Raw genomic sequence first — 19,992 nt, forward strand, 5'->3', positions numbered from 1 at the left:
TCGCCCCTCAATTTAAAAGCCATGCAGTCGCATGGCTTTTTATTTAACTGAGCTGGGAATTTTGCTAGTATTCGCGGCCGCAGACTATATAACTAACAAATTTATAACAGAGGCTAAATGTTCGATCTCATTCGTCACAAAACTTCAAGCCACAAAGCAGACATCCTTTCAGGCTTAACTGTAGCACTAGCTCTAGTACCTGAAGCTGTTGCATTTGCATTCGTTGCTGGTGTAGAGCCAATGGTGGGTTTATATGCCGCATTTATTATGGGCTTGGTTACTGCATTAATCGGTGGACGACCAGGCATGATCTCAGGTGCCACCGGTGCTATGGCCGTGGTGATGGTCGCCTTAGTAGCGCAGCATGGCGTGCAATATCTGTTTGCCGCAGTGGTCTTAGCCGGATTAATTCAGGTCGCTTGTGGTGTTTTCAAACTCGGAAAGTTTATTCGCATTGTGCCCTATCCGGTGATGATAGGCTTTGTTAATGGTCTAGCAATCGTTATCTTTCTTGCTCAATTGGGACAATTTAAAGCACCAGATGCAAGTGGTGTGCTAACTTGGCTCCCACAAGAACAATTAATCTTAATGCTTGTTCTTGTTGCCGTAACTATGGCGATTATCCACTTTTTACCTAAATTAACAACGGCATTCCCTTCATCATTGGCAGCGATTTTATCAGTGACAGCCATCGTGGTATTTTTCGAATTAGATACCCGTAACGTACTCGATTTCTTAAAATCCATGAGCGGTGATGACAGTGCAACCATTGCTGGCTCCTTGCCAACATTTGCCATTCCATCTGTGCCATTTAATCTAGAAACCTTATACATCATTCTCCCCTATTCGTTTATTTTGGCCGCCGTTGGCTTGATTGAATCATTGCTGACTCTGACCGTGATTGATGAGATGACCAACAGCCGTGGTAAAGGCAATAAAGAGTGTGTTGGACAAGGTGTAGGTAACATCACCAGTGGCTTCTTCGGTGCTATGGGTGGTTGCGCCATGATTGGTCAATCGATGATTAACATCAACTCGGGTGGTCGTGGACGTCTATCAGGCATTACTGCCGCAGTGGCATTACTCGCCTTTATTTTATTTGGCTCATCACTGATTGAAATGATCCCTCTAGCTGCCTTGGTCGGCGTGATGTTCATGGTGGTGCTTGGTACCTTCGAATGGGCCAGTTTCAAAGTAATGCGTAAAGTGCCTAAACACGATGCCTTCGTCATTGTACTGGTCACTGTGGTCACCGTATTTACCGACCTCGCCTTCGCTGTATTCGTGGGTGTAATAGTGTCTGCACTGGTATTTGCTTGGGAACATGCAAAGCACATTAATGTCAATATAAGCAAAGATGCTAATGGTTGGAAAGTTTACAAACTAAACGGTCCGCTGTTCTTTGGTTCTGTTGCTGAGTTTCTAGAGCTATTTCACTCGCAAACTGACCCTGAAGATGTGATAGTCGATTTTGAAAATTCTCGGGTATGCGATCACTCAGCATTAGAAGCTATCGATACCTTGGCGGAACGTTATGTCAGCGCCGGTAAACGCTTACATCTACGTCACCTCAGTAATGACTGTAAGCAATTACTGCATAAAGCGGGGGATTTAGTCGAAGTGAATTTAATCGAAGATCCTCACTATAAAGTGGCTGACGACAAATTAGATTAATTTTTTATCGATAAAAAAGGCGCTTCAAGCGCCTTTTATTTTTCTGCAATCACTCATACCTATCAGTTTGCAAATGTTCTTTAAATAAAGCTTTAAATTTATCCAGTTTAGGCTTAACGACAACCTGACAATAAGGCTGCTGCGCATTATTAGCAAAGTAGTCATCATGATATGTCTCCGCTGGATAAAATTGCTCAAGTGCAACTAACTCTGTCACTATTGGTGTAGGATATAGCTGTTGCTCTGTTAGCTGCTGGATCATCAAGGATGCAATATCAATTTGCTGCGTATCGTGAGCAAAAATAACCGAACGGTATTGTGGGCCGACATCGTTTCCTTGTCGATTTAACGTGGTGGGATCATGACTGCTAAAAAACACCCTTAACAAGGTTTCATAACTAATTATTTCGCTATCAAATTCAATCTGCACCACCTCAGCATGCCCGGTACTAGCGCTACAAACCGCCTTGTAATTCGCATCTTGCTCGCTGCCACCACTGTAGCCTGATTGCACAGAATGCACACCGTTTAACTGACTAAAAATCGCCTCTAAACACCAGAAGCAACCACCACCTAAAGTGGCATAGGAAAATTGTTGTTGCGATTGTTGCGGTTGTTGTTCTGATGATACTGCCACTGATTGCTCTAGTGGTTTAAAAATCATAGAAACTGAATTTACACAGTGCCGGATGTTTTTATCAGTTAAGTATTCGCCTTCAAACACATGTCCAAGATGAGCATCACAATGCTGACATACAATCTCAATACGTTGACCATCACTATCAGGAATCCGCTTTACAGCGCCTTTAATTTCATCATCAAATGCTGGCCAACCACAATGAGCGTTAAATTTATGCTCAGACAAATAAAGTGGCGCATCACAACGTTTACAATGGTAAACCCCTTCAGCATCCCAATGATAATAATCGCCGCTAAAGGGACGCTCTGTTCCCTTCTGTTCAATCACGTATTGCTCAAATTCAGTTAATTTACGCATACCTAACCACTCATCCCCTGCAATTTTTTCTTCACAGGCTAAATTCACTTTCCTAATATACCAAGGTTAACAGATAAAAGACTCAGTAATGAACTCAGATATTTCTCACTTATATTTTTCCAACCATTGTTTGCAATCAAACTGTTGAAAAACAAAACCTAATAGCAACCTCGCAATCATGTAACTCTTTGTAAGAACAGTGATAAGGTGATTTTAGTCACACTTATTTGCTGATCATTAGAGTCAACGCTACACTGCTGTCGGGGTTTAATAACAACAAAAGAATTTATGCAATTAGCCACTATCGATTACCGCGCACAAGACGGCGCAAAACAATTTGTCGACTCCCTACGTAATACGGGGTTTGGCGTATTGAGTAACCATCCTATAGAGCAAGAGTTGGTGGAGACCATTTACGCTCAATGGCAGGACTTCTTTAATAGTGATGCAAAACAGGCTTTCTTATTTAAAGCCGAAACTCATGATGGTTTCTTTCCCGCCGAAGTTTCTGAAACGGCAAAAGGAAACAGTGTTAAAGATATTAAAGAGTATTACCACGTTTACCCTTGGGGTCGGATTCCAGATGCGTTAAGAGAAAACATTTTAAAATATTATCATCAAGCCAACGCGCTAGCGGCAGAATTGCTCAGTTGGGTTGAAGCATATACACCTGAGGATATTGCTGCCAACTATTCGATGGCATTGCCTAAAATGATTGAAGACAGCCAAAAAACCTTACTACGAATATTACATTATCCTCCTTTATCAGGAGATGAAGAGCTTGGCGCGATCAGAGCCGCAGCTCATGAAGATATTAACCTGTTAACAGTGCTTCCGGCCGCTAACGAGCCAGGTCTACAAGTTAAGAGCAAACAAGGTGAATGGCTGGATGTACCTAGTGATTTCGGTAACATCATTATCAATACTGGCGATATGCTACAGGAAGCCTCTGCGGGTTACTTCCCATCAACGACCCACAGAGTAATCAACCCAGAAGGTGCCGATAGAAGCCGTTCGCGTATCTCTTTACCATTGTTTCTTCATCCTAAACCTGAGGTAGTACTATCTGAGCGTTATACCGCAGATAGTTATCTAATGGAAAGACTGCGAGAACTTGGGCTAATATAAAACTGGAAGTGAATAAAGCGCCTAATGGCGCTTTATATTTGTGATTTTTATGCTATTTCAAGGTAAAATCCCCGTCTTATAACCGTTAGTAGATAAAGAGAATCAAGATGGCAATTCAGTGGTATCCCGGTCACATGCACAAGGCACGTAAAGAGATTGAAGAGGTGATGCCTCAGATCGATCTCGTGATCGAGGTGCTCGATGCTCGTATTCCCTTCAGTAGTGAAAACCCAATGGTGAAAACACTGCGTGGCGATAGACCCTGTATTAAATTGCTCAACAAATCTGATCTCGCTGATCCCGTAACCACCCAATTGTGGATTGACTATTTAGAGCAAGAACAAGGCGTTAAAGCTATGGCAGTTACAACACTGCAGGCGGCGCAAGTTCGAAAGGTCCCCGATCTGTGTCGTAAGCTAGTTCCTAATAGAGAAGCCAGTGAAAAAGATATTCGCACCATGATCATGGGGATCCCCAATGTGGGGAAATCGACCATCATCAATATTCTTGCCGGTAAGGTCATCGCAAAAACCGGTAACGAACCAGCAGTGACTAAAAGACAACAACGTATCAACCTGAAAAACGGCATCGTGCTGTCAGACACCCCAGGTATTTTATGGCCAAAAGTAGATAACGAGGCCAGTAGTTATCGCCTCGCTGTTACCGGAGCCATTAAAGATACCGCGATGGAATATGAAGATGTGGCCATGTTTGCTGCAGAATATTTCTTAGCGGCTTACCCTGACGAGATAGCTGAGCGATATAAATTAAAAACATTACCCAAAGACGATATTGGCCTGTTAGAAGCCATTGGACGTAAGCGCGGGGCATTAAGACCAGGCGGACGCATCGATTTGCATAAAGCCTCTGAATTACTGTTACATGAATATCGCTCAGGAAAAATTGGCTTATTATCCTTGGAAACACCCGAAATGGCTGAAGCTGAAAAAGCCGAAGTGGCTCGGGTATTGGCAGAAAAAGAAGCGCTGAAACAGCAGAAGCTAGAAGAGGAAAGAATTAAGCGTTCTGGTGTTCGACATAACAACTAGTTGGCGTATTTCAGATAACAAAGCTGATAAAAGCGAGCATTCAATGCTCGTTTTTTTTATGAGGCACTTTTAACGTACTGATGCTGACAGTTTATCGAGTAGATTGTCACAACTTATCTCTAATAAATCCAATACCAGCTCAAAGCCCTGCTCACCACCATAATAAGGATCCGGTACCTCACTATAATCGGCATCAGCAAACGACAGTATTAAAGCTAATTTATGCTGAAACTCAAGCGGACAGCGACTACGTAAATCCTGTAAATTTTGATTATCGGCCGCCAAGATAAGATCGAAATCAGCAAAATCTTTATCCTCGATACCTCTAGCGATAATCCCTGAAAAATCATAGCCACGTCGCTCACCTGCTACCCTAACTCGCTTATCACTGGAACTACCTTGGTGATAAGCCATTGTGCCGGCCGAGTCTGATTGCACTTGAATGCCCCGCTTCTTGGCTTTTGCTTTAAATACCGCCTCGGCTGTCGGTGAACGACAAATATTACCAAGGCAAACAAACAAGATAGAATTAACAGTGCTCATATTGGATAATCACTCAGACATAGACTACTGGGGGTAACTATAAAGTCTACCACTGATAGGAATATAAAAAACAGCTTGGCCAAATTACCGATAATGAATTGAACTCATCAGAACGAGTGCTAACATGAGGCCATTATTGATGGTTATCAATCAACATCATTCATAATGGCCAAAAAGCTAGTGTAGAAGTGAGTATGCTTTATATTATTGTTTGTATTGTAAATACTAGCTTTATTTGAACAGTTCCATCCTCAATTACAGATGAATAAGGATATCCGCAAGGTCGCTAAATGGTGCAATAATACAAAAAGTAAAGAATAGTGCTAATCCGATTTTAGTTGTCACTTCGCTTAACGCTTCTGTTTGATATTGTGATTTCATATTTTTACCCTTTAATTGTGAATTAACCACTTGACACTTTCAGACTGCTCCTTTAGGAGGCTAGGTTCAAGCTATTTTTCATTAACTTTTGTTAACTGAATTAATTTCACTATTTCCAATAAAACAATAACCCCACAAAAAAGACTAAAACACTGATAAGTTGATCTTATGCAGTTTTTTACATCAAACGATTAATCACGATAACTTCACTTGCTACGCACTTAATCGCGCACTAAATATGATAAAGATTATAAAGGCGGGCGCTCTCGTATAAAGCTAGCAAACCTGGGTATCCCCGATTTAGTTAGACCATAATACTTGTAGGTTACAACACTACCGATGGCTGGAGGTTGCCTGCGCTGTTGGTTGTTAAAACCAGTACCGAGTCGAAAACGGATACCTGTTGGGGTCTTAACTTCTAGCGCGCCCAACATGCCTGCAAACTTGCCTTTACCGGGATAATGAGCGATTACAACCGCTTCTGCATCCTGATAGCGTTTGAGTTTAACCAAATCATTATTACGTCCCTCACGATACATGGCTGTTTTTCGATGCAGCATCAACCCTTCACCTCCTGATGCGACAATGGCATCTAGATGCTGATCTAACTGCAGCTGATCTTGGAACGCTTGCTGAGGAATAACCATTAAGTAGGGTGAAACTTCATCGAAATGCTCGCTGGCAAATTGATAACGCTCAGCGAAAGGTTTAGCGATATCAGGGAAATCAAACACCATAAACTTGACCTGCCTCCAGCTCTGTTGTGGTGCTTTACTTGTTCGAATTAATGCCGAGATAGCATCAAATTCTCCTCTACCTATCCACAATTCACCGTCTAACGCTTGTTTAGGAAAATTTTGTGTAAACCATGAAGGCAAATTAATCAGGTTACCGGTTCGAGTAAACATCTGTTCACCATCCCAATGACCACGAACGCCATCAAGCTTCTCGCTTACCAAATATTCGGTTATCGGAAATTGCGGTTTTATCGCGCCGGCATGTTGTAAATGAAGTTGAGGACTTGTTTGGCTACTGGCTTCTTCAGCACCAATTACATTGATGTTGAGACTAAACATGATTAAGCCGTACTTCAACCAATTAGGCCAACGACGATGAATAGAATCGAAATTTGACCAGAGAGCGGTTATCCCATTGAAATGTAATTTCATAAGCTCCTCCTTGAGCTCTAATGTATCTTCGCTGATACCAGTTTAGTTCAAATTGTTAACCGTGTTACTTGGCTGCTATAATTGCGCAGCTTTTTAAGCATTATTCAACTAATAACGATAAGAATGGAAATTTATGAAACCGGAAAATAATCACGGTATTAAACGCGTATTTCGCGCAACTGGCTTTTCCATGCAGGGACTAAAGCAAGCTTGGCAATCAGAAGCCGCTTTCAGACAAGAACTTGTGCTGGCTTTAATCATGCTCCCCATAGCGGTGCTGCTCGATGTCAGTAATGTTGAGCGGATTTTGCTCATTATGACAGTACTCATCGTCTTGATCGTTGAGTTACTCAATTCTGCAATCGAAGCGGTTGTCGATAGAATAGGCGATGAAATACACCCTTTAAGTGGTCAAGCAAAGGATATCGCTTCAGCAGCAGTATTTATCAGCTTAACGCTATGTGGCCTTACCTGGCTAATGATTATTTGGCCGATATTCTTCTAAAAATAACCTAGTAAGTATTTTGGCTTTCATTGGTTTGCAATGAATACTAAAGATAAATTAGACCAAATATTAATAACTTCGCTCCGTCAGTTGAGCGAGGTTATTAAAATTAGCCCATTAACCATAAAACCAATAACACACACCAATAGCGGCACATATTCCAGCAAAATCTGCGGTTAAGCCACACACCAAGGCATGGCGACCATTTCTGATCCCTACCGCTCCAAAATATACAGCTAATACATAAAAAGTGGTTTCTGTACTTCCCTGCACTATCGCGGCCAATCGTCCGGCAAAAGAATCGACGCCATAATGTTGCATAGTTTCTAACATCATGGCTCTTGCTCCCGAACCGCTAAAAGGCTTCATCAATGCCGTAGGCAAGGCATCAATAAATCGAGTATCACCACCTACTGTATTCACAATGATGGCAATCAAGTGCAATAGATAATCAAGCGCCCCAGATGCTCGCAGCAGCGCAATGGCAAGCAACATGGCTAACAAATAGGGGATCAGTTTTATGGCCTGCTCAAACCCTTCTTTCGCACCCGAGACAAACTCATCATAAACAGCCACCTTACGCATGCCTGCGACTAAAATGAAACTGAATATCAGTAACAATAAAATGCCATTACCCAGCGCCGTAGATAGTGAGCCAATGGCACTAGCGCTCAAGGTGCCTAAGTAGAATACCAAGGCAGCGATACCACCAAAAATAACTGCGGCGTAAGCCATTATCACCGAATTGAACAGAGACAGGCGCTGAAAAACAGCAACTACAAGTACACCAACCAAAGTCGATGCCGTTGTCGCCAGTAAAATAGGTAAAAATATATCAGCAGGTGCCGCCGCACCTTGCTGAGCACGATAAAGAAACACGGTAACAGGAACTAAGGTAACCGAAGAAGTATTAAGCACAAGGAATAAAATTTGAGCATTGGTTGCAACCGACTTGGTTGGGTTCAGAGATTGTAGGTCCTGCATCGCCTTTAACCCCAAAGGCGTAGCCGCATTATCTAGCCCTAAAATATTGGCAGTTAAATTCATGGTGACACTACCAAAAGCGGGGTGACCTCTGGGGACTTCTGGCATTAATCGTCTCAAAAGCGGCTCAAACAGGTAAGCAATAGCCCCCACTACACCGGCTTTCTCCCCTACCCGCATTAAGCCCATCCATAGGGCTAAAACACCAATCAAACCTAATGCGATTTCTGCTGCTAATTTAGCGCTGGCAAATAACGCTTCTACAGCTGTCGACAACACTTGCCACTCGCCTTGCACGAGTGAAACACCGATCGCCAACAATGCCGCCACAAAGAAAATTAACCAAATGCGATTAAGCACAAAAACTCCTTTCAACCAGAGGTTTATTCACATAAGCACTCGCAGCTATGTGATATACTCCTATGTAACAATATCCTGTTTTACTCTCCTATGGTTCAACTAAATCAAAATTTTATCAATAGCATAGCCAAAGATATGCCCGCCCATTTATCGATGGACGATTTTATCGCCTATAGCGCCAAGCCATTAAGACCTTCTATTAGGGTAAACACCCTTAAAATAGCTAGCACAACCTTTGTCCGATTGATGCAAGCCAAAGGTTGGCACTTCGAGGCTATCCCCTGGTGCCAAGATGGCTTTTGGGTCACAGCTGCTGAAGATATTCAACTAGGTAACACCATAGAGCACATTCAGGGTTTGTTTTATATTCAAGAAGCCAGCTCGATGTTGCCTCCTCATGCGCTTTTTCCTGAGGTTATAGACAAGGCAAATGAACTGACACTACTTGATATGGCATCGGCGCCGGGATCAAAAACCACCCAACTCGCAGCGATGATGCATAATCAAGGCTTATTGGTTGCCAATGAATACTCATCGAGCCGGGTCAAAGTACTGCATGCAAACGTGCTACGTATGGGAGTGAAAAACTGCGCCCTAACTCACTTCGATGCAAGGGTTTTTGGTGAATACCTATATGAAACTTTCGATGCTATTTTGCTGGATGCGCCCTGCAGCGGAGAAGGTACAGTACGAAAAGATCCCGATGCTCTGAAGCACTGGGATTTTTCTGAGATAGAAGCAATTGCTGCGACACAGAAGGACTTAATTGAATCGGCGTTTCTCGCTCTCAAGCCTGGCGGCAGCCTGGTTTATTCAACCTGCACCTTAAACCAAACAGAAAATCAATCCGTGTGTCAGTACCTTAAACAGCGCTACCCTAACGCCGTCGAATTTGTGCCGTTAAATAAACTATTTACCGATGCCGATAAAGCCTGTACCCCTGAAGGTTTCTTGCATGTATGGCCGCAAATTTACGATAGCGAAGGTTTCTTCGTTGCCAAAATAACCAAAACTGCCTCTGTAGAGCGAGCTAAACCTGAGCCTAAAGCGCAAAAGAACTTTCCTTTTACAGCTGTCAGTAACAAGCAATCTCAAGCCTTACAAGAATACTTTTCCAGCTTCAATATCGAGCTAAAGCAATACGGCTGTTTAATGCAGCGTGATGATGAGTATTGGCTGTTCCCTGACAATATTTTGCCTTTGATCGGTAAAATTCGCTTCCAACGGCTCGGAATTAAAGTTGCTGACGGACTTAAAAAAGGTTTTAAAGTTCGACACGAGGCCATCACAGCACTAGCCAACGTAGAAGATAGCATCGCACTCGATGAACAACAGGCCAGCGATTTCTTGATGGGCCGCGACATCATGTTAGCGAGCAAAACTAAGCCTCAAGGCGAAAAAATCGTCTGCTATCAAGATGTCAATTTGGGATTAGTAAAACACTTAGGAAACAAGCTGAAAAACAGCCTACCCAGAGAGCTGGTCAAAGATAAAATCGCTGCATCCAGCAGCAAACTTTAATCGCTCGACGAAGCTCTGAATCAAAAATGACTTTAGTTTGCGAGATATCGATAAAGTACTTTATCGAAGCTGTGCAGTATTTTAGTGGCTGGACAAAGAAAGCCAATTATCATAAATGTAACTATTTCATTGAGTTTTAAGCGAAGTTAAAGAACAAAACATGGCTAAGAGTGGTTTGAATTATCCAAGGTTGCCAGTTGCATTGATAAGATCCAATAAACAAATTACTCATATAAAATCGGTTTTTTATGAAAATTTATACTGGTTATTTTTTATTCTATTGAGGTGTTTTTTTTTAGCTCGACTACAATTTAAGGCCTGAGAACGAATTGAGAGAGGGGTTCTCAAACAGTAGCGCACGGCTCTGCAAAGAGCCATTCCCCTAGACCCAGAACAATTGGAATAGTTTTGGGTCTTTTTTTGTCCAGTTGTTGATATAAATGAGTAATACCAATCAGTGTAAGAGCTGCTCACATGCTTGTTAACTGACTTTAAGCACACACTAGCTCCAAGCTAGCATTTATCGCCCAACCAATTTGGCAGCATCTTTAAACAGATTGAAAAAGTTATCAGTGGTAGATTGGGCCAACGACTCTAAAGATTCCCCACGCAGTTCTGCCACAAATTCAGCCACATCGCGTACATAGGCAGGTTGGTTTTCTTGGCCCCGATGAGGAACAGGCGCTAAATAAGGGGCGTCGGTTTCAACCAGTAACCTGTCTTTTGGTACTTTGCGGATAACAGTGCGTAATTCGCCTGCATTTTTAAAGGTCACAATGCCTGAAACCGAAATATAAAAACCAAGATCAATGGCAGCCTTGGCCATCTCCCAGTTTTCAGTAAAGCAATGCAATACACCGCCTACTTTATCTGCATTTCCCGCTTTCAATAATGCGATAGTGTCTTCTCGTGCATCACGAGTATGTACAATCAGGGGTTTATCAACGTCGACAGCCAACGCAATCTGCTGCTCAAAACAAGATTGTTGTAGTGCCTTAGTTTCATCGGCATAGAAATAATCTAAGCCGGTCTCACCAATAGCAATCACTTTAGGGTCTTGAATGTATTGATATAACTCTTGGGTATCCAGACCTTCTTGCACATCTAAAGGGTGCACACCCGCTGACAAAAACACTTGCTCAAATTCTGCCATTTTCTGCTGCATCGACGTAAAGCCTTTTTGGCGCACATTAACGCAAAGAAAATAGTCGACCCCTCGAGACTTAGCTTGAGATAACAAATGTTGAAGAGAGGCATGATCGGGAGCGGCTTTAAGACGATCAAGATGGCAATGTGAATCGATTAACACGCAAATATCCAAGTAGGCAACAAAAGAGGCAAAGCATACCTAGCTACATGGTACAGGTCAAATCACTGGAGGCCAGTTCCCGCGAAAGCAGGTTTTCAATATGGTGCTTATGTGTCGAGGCATCGGAAACAATTTTGACACCTATTCCAGCAGGTCTACCACCAGAGGCACCTAAAGGGTTAATCCACACCACTACGCCTAGAAACTCATGCTTTACGGTTGAGCCTGGAAGCTGGTAAGCAATAGACAACTCTTGCCCTAAATAATGTGTTTCTGAGGTGGTAACAAATAGCCCTGCCGGCTGGATAAACGGCATATAAGCGCGATACAGCTGATGTAATGTATCAAAATTAACTACAATATCGACCATGTATTTTTAACTTTTATTTAGCGACTGATATTCTAAGATAAACGATTGAAATATAGCCATATAATTCATATTCGGCATCATACTCAATTCGTGATACGTTGTCATAACTTTAGCTGCAAAGTCACTTATCTTAGCGTTAATTAATGCATCGGCACTTTTCTGCTTAATGAGTTTTTGTCGTAAGACAAGATACAAAACTTTAAGCGCATCAGAAACTTGCTTTTGATCTATATTAGATAAACTAGCACAGAGGTGTCCAGACGACAAACTTTGTACCCACTGTTTTCTAAGATGAATTAAATCGGCGTAACGTTCTGATTGTAATGCCGATAATAACTCAGTTGGGCCCCCCATAACAGGTAAACACCAAGTGACATCGGCAGATAATTGATGATGCTGTTGTAGCCATTGCTGAATTTCTGCAATGTTGGGCAACTTGAAATGTAACCGCTGACAACGGCTACTTATGGTCGCTACTAGGCGTCCAGGGGTATCCGTTTGCAATAACAACAAGGTATCTTTACCTGGTTCTTCCAACGTTTTTAACAGCGCGTTGGCTGCCGCGGTATTTAACCGCTCAGCATGATAGATAATGGCAACCCGTTTACCGCCCTGCTGAGCCGTTGCAGTCAAGCTTTGGCACAATTCACGTATTTGATCGACCTTGATTTGATTACCGTCCGCCTCAACTACATAAAAATCGGGGTGACTGCCTGCAGCGAAAAGCTGACAAGGTTTACATTGACCACAAGCGCCAGTGCTTTCGGGGCTTAAACACAATGCCAATTTCGCTAAGGTTTGCGTTAGTTCAATTCCACCATAGCCTTGGTGCATCCCAACAAGATAAGCATGGCCCTGTAATCCACTATTTAGCTGTTGACTAAATTGGGCAATCACAGCTTGATGCCAAGGGATCACATTCATTTTCACCAGCCTTGCTGTTGCAGCACAGTCAAAATGGCTTGATGAACATCAGCCATCTCTTGGCTAGCATCAATAACAAAGATTGAATCATCTTGTTCGGCAAGGCTGAGATAAGTTGCACGAGCTCGCTGGAAGAAACTGATATCCTGTTGCTCGATCCTGTCTAATGCGCCGCGTTTAGCCGCACGTTGCAAGCCCTGCACAGGGTCAATATCGAGATAGAGTGTCAGATCAGGTTTGAAACCTTTAAGCGTAGCGGCACTCACAGTTGCCACTAGCGGCATCAAATCACGTCCACCGCCTTGATAGGCTAAGGAAGATAAATCGTGTCTATCTCCTAGCACCCAACTTCCAGTTTTTAACGCAGGCTTAATGACATTAGCCACCAGCTGCGCTCTTGCGGCATAAATCAACAAACATTCCGCTTCGTCACATAAGGGATCGCTTGGTTCAGCAATTTTAACGAGGTCACGAATCTTCTCTGCTAGCGGCGTACCACCAGGCTCGCGGGTACATATAGGAGCCTGCCCTATCTGCTTTTCAATAAAATCTCGAACCAAAGCGATGGCACTCGATTTACCGGCTCCCTCTAATCCCTCAATAACGATAAATTTTGCGCTGGGTTGACTCATCGATTTCTCTGATATTTATCTACGGCACGATTGTGCTCTGTTAATGTTTTTGAAAATGTATGGCTACCATCATTTTTAGACACAAAGTAAAGGTAATCTACCTCGGCAGGATGTGCAGCCGCCGCCAAAGACGCTCCACTTGGCGCAGCTATTGGTGTAGGGGTTAAGCCATTGATACGATAGGTATTGTAGGGCGTTTTTTTCAATAAATCTTTACGGGTAATATTACCTTGATAGTTATCGCCCATGCCATAAATCACCGTAGGATCTGTTTGAAGGCGCATATTTTTTCGAAGCCGATTAGTAAACACCGCCGAGATCCAAGGACGCTCGCTCGCTTGTCCTGTCTCTTTCTCGATAATCGATGCCATAATCAATAACTCATAAGGCGAGGTAAGTGGAATGTTTTTATCTCGACCTTGCCAAGCCTTATCTAACTCGGTTTGCATTTTCAGATAGCTTTGCTCAACGATAACTTTAATGTCATCGCCGGCTACATAATGGTAAGTATCTGGATAAAACTTGCCTTCTGGTAAACCCGATGTATCACCGTGCTGGGTGAGCACCTGATTAAATACATCATCCTGCCATTTAAGTCTGGGTAATTGCTGCAGAACTTGCCGCCACTCTTTAATTGTCTGCCCTTCGATGAGCGTCACGGCGAACACCATCTCACGGCCTTGATTCAATTTATCGAGTAAACTACTTACCGTGTCTTCTGGAGTAATTTGATATAAACCTGAACGAATATGCGCTAACTCAGGCTTGAGTTTCACTAATAGCTTTAGCTTCCAAACATCATCTAGTACGCCGCGCTGAACTAGCCCATTGGCCATCTGTATAAAGGAACTACCGCGTTTAACCTCGAACTCTTGTGTTGTGCTGATCTTTAGCGGTGATTGACTGTAACTTATCACCGTTTGATAGCCCCATAACAGGCCTACCCCGGCTAAGGTTAATAGCGTTAGCATCGCCCCCAGCAAATTGACTAATGGTTTTTTCATAAAGATAAACTTAAATCCGTTTGTATTTTCCTTGAGATATCACTCATTGCATATTGGATTTGATCAATACGCTTAATCGCTACCACACCAAACAAACTGTTGGAGATCAAGGCCTGTTCAAATTGAGTCAATTCAGCGTAGGCAATATCGCGGCACTCTAAATTAAAGCCTGACTCAATCAAATAATAAAAAAGTTGTTCACGCATCACACCGGCAACACCTGAATGGCTCTGTGCTGGCGTCACGACCGTTTTACCTTTGATAAAGAAGATATTCGCCATCGAAGATTCAACTAGGTTACCCTGGCAATCAAGTACCAGCCAATCATCAAAATCTTGATTAAGAGGTTCTGAGCGGAGCAATACTTGCTCTAAACGATTTAGGTGCTTCATCCCAGCAAGGCGAGGCTGACGACTAAGCTGCACAGGATTACTTTGCAGCGTAATCCCTTGAGCTTGCCAGTCTCGATAATGAGCAGGTATGTCATGCACCGACAACACTTCTGTTATTAATGCATCATTTGGCGGCAAGTAACCACGGCCCCCTACACCACGGCTCAGCAACAGCTTAATGCAGCCATCATGGCCACCGTCGGCAACGTAACGCTCAGCCACCTGCTGAATTAACCCTAAAAGTTCCGAACTCGGCTGCCACTCTATGCCAAGACGTTGAGCACTTTGGGCCAAACGCGCTAAGTGCACATCGAGAAATAACACGCCCTGTTTCGAGCAGCGCATTGTCGCAAACAGACCATCTCCGTACGCTAACCCTCTATCGAATGCAGAGACGCTATCTTGTGCAATGCCGTTAACCCAAACATCTATAGACATTAGCTGTCCTGACTTATCCGGCTAGCAACCGCTTCTTGCTGGTCACGGTATTTGGCGCTGGCACGTTTATTATAGGGACGAGCCACTGGCGAATTTAAACGTTCGAAGTTTAATGCCCCTATGGTCATCATCGGACGCAGTGCCAGCGGTAATTTACCGCTATTGTAAAATTCCAATACAATTTTACCCTGCCAACCCGGATCGATTCGATGAGCAGTAACATGCACCATAAGGCCTAATCTGGCCAACGAAGAACGCCCATCGAGCCAGCCAACTATATCCGATGGTAAAGTGACATTTTCATGGGTTACCGCCAAGGCGAGTTCCCCTGGATGCAGGAAGAAAGCTTCCCCTTCGGCAATCACAATTTTATCGCTCATCACTCTATCGAGTGCCGCTTGTACTTCTGCGCTGGGGCCGCTTAAATCAATAAAAGGAGCCGTATGGTCTTGAAATACGCGAAACTGATCACCTAGCTTAACATCCACACTTACACCACTGATGGCATCGGCTGCGGGACGCGGCTCAATAACAATAGTGCCGTCATCTAAACATGCTTCAATCTCTAAATCGGTCAAACGCATCTCAATTTAACTCCTAAAATAAATTTCTTATCCGGCTAAATTATTTGACTAATAGGTGCTGAATTCTGGCTTTTAAGATGTCCGTTGCAATTCGATTTTTACCACCACGAGGTACGATAATATCAGCGTACTGTTTTGATGGGTCGATAAATTGCAGGAACATCGGCCTCACCGTTTGGGTATATTGCTGCATCACCGACTCCATGGTTCTGCCCCGCTCTGCAACATCGCGAGATAAACGACGCATAAAACAGATATCTAAAGGCGTATCCATAAACACGCTGGCATCCATTATTTCTCTTAGCCTAGGATCCGTCAGCAACAAGATCCCTTCGAGAATAATCACCTTCTTAGGTGTCAGGGTTTCCGTCTCAGCCAAACGAGTGTGTTCGGTATAACTGTACTGTGGAATTTCAACCGCTTGGCCATTTTTTAGCGCATCGAGATGTTCACACAATAGCGGATGATCAAGGGCTTTGGGGTGATCATAATTGGTCAACACCCTCTGTTCCATCGACAGATGGCTCTGATCTTTGTAATACGCATCTTCGGCTATGACCGCGATTTGGTCCGTGCCCAAATCACGACATAACTCTTCGTAAATAGTTTTAGCAATTAAACTCTTACCTGAAGCAGACGCGCCAGCAATACCAATAATCACACATTGCGATTTCATGCTTAACCCTTACTCATCATCTGAAATTGAAATTGAAACTGCACTTTGTGTTTGAGTTAAGGCTAGTTGCGCACCGACTTTACGCGCAATAGCAAGATAAAGCTGAGATACTGGACCTTCAGGATCTGCAACCACTGTAGGAGTGCCGTTATCGACATCCTCACGAATATTGAGCTTAAGTGGCAATTGCCCCAGTAACGGCACCTGGTAGCGTTCAGCAATTTTTGCGCCGCCATCTTGTCCAAAGGGATGCTCTTTATGACCGCATTCGCTGCACAGATGAAAGCTCATATTCTCGACGATACCCAGTACTGGAATATTCACTTTTTGGAACATGCTGATGCCTTTCTTAGCATCGGCAAGAGCAATATCTTGTGGCGTAGTGACAATCACGGCACCGCTCACAGGCACTTTTTGTGAAAGGGTCAGCTGAATGTCACCCGTTCCTGGAGGCATATCAATAATGAGGTAATCCAGCTCAGGCCAGAGAGTTTCGTTAAGCAATTGTGCCAAGGCGCCAGCCGCCATTGGACCACGCCATACTGCCGCTTCATCACCGCCAAGCATAAAGCCGATAGATTGTGCGCTAATGCCGTGGGCTTTTGCAGCGGTCATCATTTTGCCATCTGGAGAAACCGGATTAAAGTCAGGTACACCTAACATGATAGGGATTGATGGGCCGTAGATATCGGCATCTAATATGCCCACTTTTGCACCTTCCGCCGCTAAGGCTAAGGCTAAATTGACCGAAGTGGTTGATTTACCAACTCCCCCCTTACCAGATGAAACAGCGATCACTTGCTTGATGTTAGGAAGTGGCTCAACAGCCCCAGATGAAATCGTTGCGGCCTGAAAATCAATCTCACATTCGACTTCATCAATTTCATCGAGTACAGCAAGTTTATGAGTGATCGCCATAACCGTATCGCGATATTGACTCTGACAAGGATAGGGATAACACAACCCAAGTTGTAATCGCTTACCTTCAATATCCAACTTAGTCACACAGCCTGCCGAGACTAAACCTTGATGTAAATATGGATCTTGATATGCATCTAAAATGGCCAAAACCGGCCCGAGAAGATCATCGCTAAGATGATAATTCTGAGAAGCTGAAGACAAAACGACTACCCCTAAAAATTAATTTGGCTAAGTGTATCAGAAATTCTAACAGCATTCGGCTAGATTTAGCTCAGTTAAAGCAGCTTTTAATGAAACTTTTGCGATGATCGGTTAGTATCTATGCCATTCTTTTTGGGCACTTAACTGATTTTGAGACAAGATGGCAACTTCACAACGTAAAATTCTCGTGACCAGCGCACTACCATACGCTAATGGACCTATCCATTTAGGCCACATGCTAGAATATATCCAAACCGATATTTGGGCACGTTTTCAAAAACTTCGTGGTCACGAATGTCATTATATCTGCGCCGACGATGCCCACGGCACGCCCATTATGTTAAAGGCACAGCAACTTGGCATCGAACCAGAGCAGATGATTGCCCAAGTACAAACTGAGCACCAACAAGACTTCGCTGACTTTAATATTGAATTCGACAATTTCCATAGCACTCACAGTGAAGAAAACCGTCAACTTGCGAGCGAAATTTACCTCAAACTTCGGGATGGCGGCTATATCAAGTCGAAAACCATTTCTCAGTTATTCGACCCAGAAAAGTCGATGTTCCTACCTGATCGTTTCGTTAAAGGCACTTGCCCTAAATGTAAGTCAGCGGATCAGTACGGTGACAACTGTGATAGTTGCGGCGCAACCTATAGCCCGACAGAACTTATCGACCCTAAATCGGCTGTATCGGGTGCGACGCCGATAATGAAAGATACCGAGCACTTCTTCTTCGACCTTCCCGCTTTTGAAGATATGCTCAAAGAGTGGACCCGTTCAGGTTCACTGCAACAAGAGATGGCTAATAAACTCGGCGAGTGGTTCGAACAGGGACTACAACAGTGGGATATCACTCGTGATGCCCCCTACTTTGGCTTCGAGATCCCAGATGCTCCGGGTAAGTTTTTCTATGTGTGGCTAGATGCACCCATCGGTTACATGGGTTCATTTAAAAACCTATGTGATAAGCGTGATGATCTGAATTTTGACGATTTCTGGGCTAAAGACTCCACTGCCGAAGTGTATCATTTCATCGGTAAAGATATTGTCTACTTCCACAGTCTGTTCTGGCCAGCCATGCTCGAAGGCGCCGGTTTCCGTAAGCCGAACAGTGTCTATGCTCATGGTTATGTCACCGTTAATGGCGCCAAGATGTCTAAATCGAAAGGTACCTTCATTAAAGCTCGTACCTATCTAGATAACTTAAACCCAGAATACCTACGTTATTATTACGCCGCTAAACTCAGTAGCCGTATCGATGACTTAGATTTGAACCTTGAAGATTTCGCTCAACGTGTTAATTCAGACTTAGTCGGCAAACTGGTTAACCTTGCTTCTCGTACAGCAGGTTTTATCAGCAAACGTTTCGATGGCAAATTGGCGAAAGTTAAGGGTTCATCATTAGCAGAAACCTTCCTTGCTAAGCAAGAGACCATTGCTGAATTTTACGAAACCCGTGAATTTGGTAAGGCGATGCGTGAAATTATGGCGCTAGCCGATATTGCTAACGCCTATGTCGCCGATGCCGCACCTTGGCAACTGGTTAAACAAGAAGAGACACAAGAAGAAGCGCATCAAGTGTGCAGTAATGCCCTTAACTTGTTCCGTATCTTAGTCACTTACCTTAAGCCAGTACTGCCTCAGCTTGCGAAAGATGTTGAAGCCTTCCTACAACTCACTCTGACTTGGGATGATTTAGCTCTCGATTTATCTGGCCATGAAATCGCTCAATTCAAAGCATTGATGCAACGCGTTGAAATGAAGAATATCGAAGCGATCATCGAAGCTTCAACCGAAAACTTACAAGTGACAGAAACACCATCAGAGCAAGCTCAAAGCCAACTCGAACTCGATCCTATCAGTGAAGAGATCAGCTTCGATGATTTCGCTAAACTCGATTTACGTATCGCACGTATCGCCAAGGCTGAGCACGTCCCCGAGGCCAACAAGTTACTTAAACTACAATTAGATTTAGGTGGTGAAACTAAACAGGTTTTCGCAGGCATCAAATCAGCTTATGCGCCAGAAGATCTTGAAGGTAAACTCACTGTGATGGTGGCCAACTTAGCACCACGTAAGATGCGTTTTGGTATGTCCGAAGGCATGGTGCTCGCTGCAGGTCCAGGCAAAAAAGATTTGTGGATCTTAGAGCCTCACGAAGGTGCTCAACCAGGTATGCGAGTTAAATAACTTAACCGTTAATTAATTCATTAAACGAAAAAGGCC

At 43.5% G+C, this 19,992-nt stretch carries 19 protein-coding genes; 6 read left to right on the forward strand and 13 right to left on the reverse strand.

What is annotated here, in order from left to right; genetic code table 11:
• The first annotated feature begins 117 nt into the window (after positions 1 to 117).
• Complete coding sequence (locus L1D21_RS08465; RefSeq protein WP_239844795.1) at positions 118 to 1,674, forward strand: SulP family inorganic anion transporter; 1,557 nt, start codon at positions 118 to 120, stop codon at positions 1,672 to 1,674.
• A 49-nt stretch (positions 1,675 to 1,723) separates the two neighbouring features.
• On the opposite strand, the gene L1D21_RS08470 is transcribed toward L1D21_RS08465, so the two are convergent.
• Positions 1,724 to 2,671 carry a bifunctional methionine sulfoxide reductase B/A protein gene (locus tag L1D21_RS08470; RefSeq protein ID WP_239844945.1) on the reverse strand — a complete coding sequence of 316 codons (948 nt, stop codon included), beginning with the start codon at positions 2,669 to 2,671 and terminating at the stop codon, positions 1,724 to 1,726.
• Between the two features lie 288 nt (positions 2,672 to 2,959).
• On the opposite strand from L1D21_RS08470, the gene L1D21_RS08475 reads away from it, so the two are divergent.
• Both L1D21_RS08475 and ylqF read left to right on the forward strand, forming a co-directional pair.
• The gene (locus L1D21_RS08475) at positions 2,960 to 3,799 is read left to right on the forward strand and encodes a 2OG-Fe(II) oxygenase family protein (protein WP_239844796.1); all 840 of its coding nucleotides are present in this window, start codon (positions 2,960 to 2,962) and stop codon (positions 3,797 to 3,799) included.
• A 107-nt stretch (positions 3,800 to 3,906) separates the two neighbouring features.
• Positions 3,907 to 4,848 (forward strand): ribosome biogenesis GTPase YlqF, encoded by a 942-nt coding sequence (gene ylqF / locus L1D21_RS08480; protein WP_239844797.1) that lies wholly within the window; start codon positions 3,907 to 3,909, stop codon positions 4,846 to 4,848.
• A 69-nt stretch (positions 4,849 to 4,917) separates the two neighbouring features.
• Here ylqF and L1D21_RS08485 read toward each other — a convergent pair whose 3' ends face one another.
• Together L1D21_RS08485 and L1D21_RS08490 are read right to left on the reverse strand one after the other, a co-directional pair.
• The gene (locus L1D21_RS08485) at positions 4,918 to 5,391 is read right to left on the reverse strand and encodes a low molecular weight protein-tyrosine-phosphatase (RefSeq protein ID WP_239844798.1); all 474 of its coding nucleotides are present in this window, start codon (positions 5,389 to 5,391) and stop codon (positions 4,918 to 4,920) included.
• 629 nt (positions 5,392 to 6,020) lie between these two features.
• On the reverse strand, positions 6,021 to 6,941 hold the full coding sequence (locus L1D21_RS08490; RefSeq protein ID WP_239844799.1) for a DNA ligase: 921 nt from the start codon (positions 6,939 to 6,941) through the stop codon (positions 6,021 to 6,023).
• 133 nt (positions 6,942 to 7,074) lie between these two features.
• Between L1D21_RS08490 and L1D21_RS08495 the strand changes: the two genes are divergently transcribed.
• Positions 7,075 to 7,446, forward strand: a complete 372-nt coding sequence (locus L1D21_RS08495) for a diacylglycerol kinase (RefSeq protein WP_239844800.1) — start codon at positions 7,075 to 7,077, stop codon at positions 7,444 to 7,446.
• Between the two features lie 117 nt (positions 7,447 to 7,563).
• Here the strand turns inward: L1D21_RS08495 and L1D21_RS08500 are convergent, their stop codons facing one another.
• On the reverse strand, positions 7,564 to 8,790 hold the full coding sequence (locus L1D21_RS08500) for a nucleoside recognition domain-containing protein (RefSeq protein ID WP_239844801.1): 1,227 nt from the start codon (positions 8,788 to 8,790) through the stop codon (positions 7,564 to 7,566).
• A gap of 90 nt (positions 8,791 to 8,880) precedes the next feature.
• Here L1D21_RS08500 and rsmF point away from each other — a divergent pair, with 90 nt between their 5' ends.
• A complete protein-coding gene (rsmF, locus tag L1D21_RS08505; RefSeq protein ID WP_239844802.1) occupies positions 8,881 to 10,311 on the forward strand; it encodes a 16S rRNA (cytosine(1407)-C(5))-methyltransferase RsmF in 1,431 nt (476 codons plus the stop codon).
• 520 nt (positions 10,312 to 10,831) lie between these two features.
• On the opposite strand, the gene L1D21_RS08510 is transcribed toward rsmF, so the two are convergent.
• The 9 genes from L1D21_RS08510 to apbC are packed head-to-tail and all read right to left on the reverse strand — an operon-like array spanning position 10,832 to position 17,762.
• Positions 10,832 to 11,620 (reverse strand): YchF/TatD family DNA exonuclease, encoded by a 789-nt coding sequence (locus tag L1D21_RS08510; RefSeq protein ID WP_239844803.1) that lies wholly within the window; start codon positions 11,618 to 11,620, stop codon positions 10,832 to 10,834.
• 43 nt (positions 11,621 to 11,663) lie between these two features.
• Entirely contained in the window at positions 11,664 to 11,990 is a 327-nt protein-coding gene (locus tag L1D21_RS08515) for a PilZ domain-containing protein (protein WP_239844804.1), read from the reverse strand.
• Between the two features lie 6 nt (positions 11,991 to 11,996).
• On the reverse strand, positions 11,997 to 12,914 hold the full coding sequence (holB, locus tag L1D21_RS08520) for a DNA polymerase III subunit delta' (RefSeq protein WP_239844805.1): 918 nt from the start codon (positions 12,912 to 12,914) through the stop codon (positions 11,997 to 11,999).
• A 2-nt stretch (positions 12,915 to 12,916) separates the two neighbouring features.
• Positions 12,917 to 13,546 (reverse strand): dTMP kinase, encoded by a 630-nt coding sequence (gene tmk / locus L1D21_RS08525; RefSeq protein ID WP_239844806.1) that lies wholly within the window; start codon positions 13,544 to 13,546, stop codon positions 12,917 to 12,919.
• A complete protein-coding gene (gene mltG, locus L1D21_RS08530) occupies positions 13,543 to 14,550 on the reverse strand; it encodes an endolytic transglycosylase MltG (RefSeq protein WP_239844807.1) in 1,008 nt (335 codons plus the stop codon). Before mltG ends, tmk begins: the two co-directional genes overlap by 4 nt.
• Positions 14,547 to 15,380 (reverse strand): aminodeoxychorismate lyase, encoded by an 834-nt coding sequence (gene pabC / locus L1D21_RS08535; RefSeq protein WP_239844808.1) that lies wholly within the window; start codon positions 15,378 to 15,380, stop codon positions 14,547 to 14,549. The genes mltG and pabC overlap by 4 nt, the downstream gene beginning before the upstream one ends.
• Complete coding sequence (gene dcd, locus L1D21_RS08540; RefSeq protein WP_239844809.1) at positions 15,380 to 15,964, reverse strand: dCTP deaminase; 585 nt, start codon at positions 15,962 to 15,964, stop codon at positions 15,380 to 15,382. Before dcd ends, pabC begins: the two co-directional genes overlap by 1 nt.
• Before the next feature lie 40 nt (positions 15,965 to 16,004).
• Positions 16,005 to 16,640: a uridine kinase gene (gene udk / locus L1D21_RS08545; RefSeq protein ID WP_239844810.1), complete on the reverse strand. Its 636-nt coding sequence runs from the start codon at positions 16,638 to 16,640 to the stop codon at positions 16,005 to 16,007.
• A 9-nt stretch (positions 16,641 to 16,649) separates the two neighbouring features.
• Positions 16,650 to 17,762 (reverse strand): iron-sulfur cluster carrier protein ApbC, encoded by a 1,113-nt coding sequence (gene apbC, locus L1D21_RS08550; RefSeq protein WP_239844811.1) that lies wholly within the window; start codon positions 17,760 to 17,762, stop codon positions 16,650 to 16,652.
• 160 nt (positions 17,763 to 17,922) lie between these two features.
• Here apbC and metG point away from each other — a divergent pair, with 160 nt between their 5' ends.
• Positions 17,923 to 19,956: a methionine--tRNA ligase gene (gene metG, locus L1D21_RS08555; protein WP_239844812.1), complete on the forward strand. Its 2,034-nt coding sequence runs from the start codon at positions 17,923 to 17,925 to the stop codon at positions 19,954 to 19,956.
• Positions 19,957 to 19,992: the final 36 nt, after the last annotated feature.

Origin of the sequence: Shewanella sp. Isolate11 (genome assembly GCF_022398315.1) — a bacterium.
GTDB lineage: Bacteria > Pseudomonadota > Gammaproteobacteria > Enterobacterales > Shewanellaceae > Shewanella.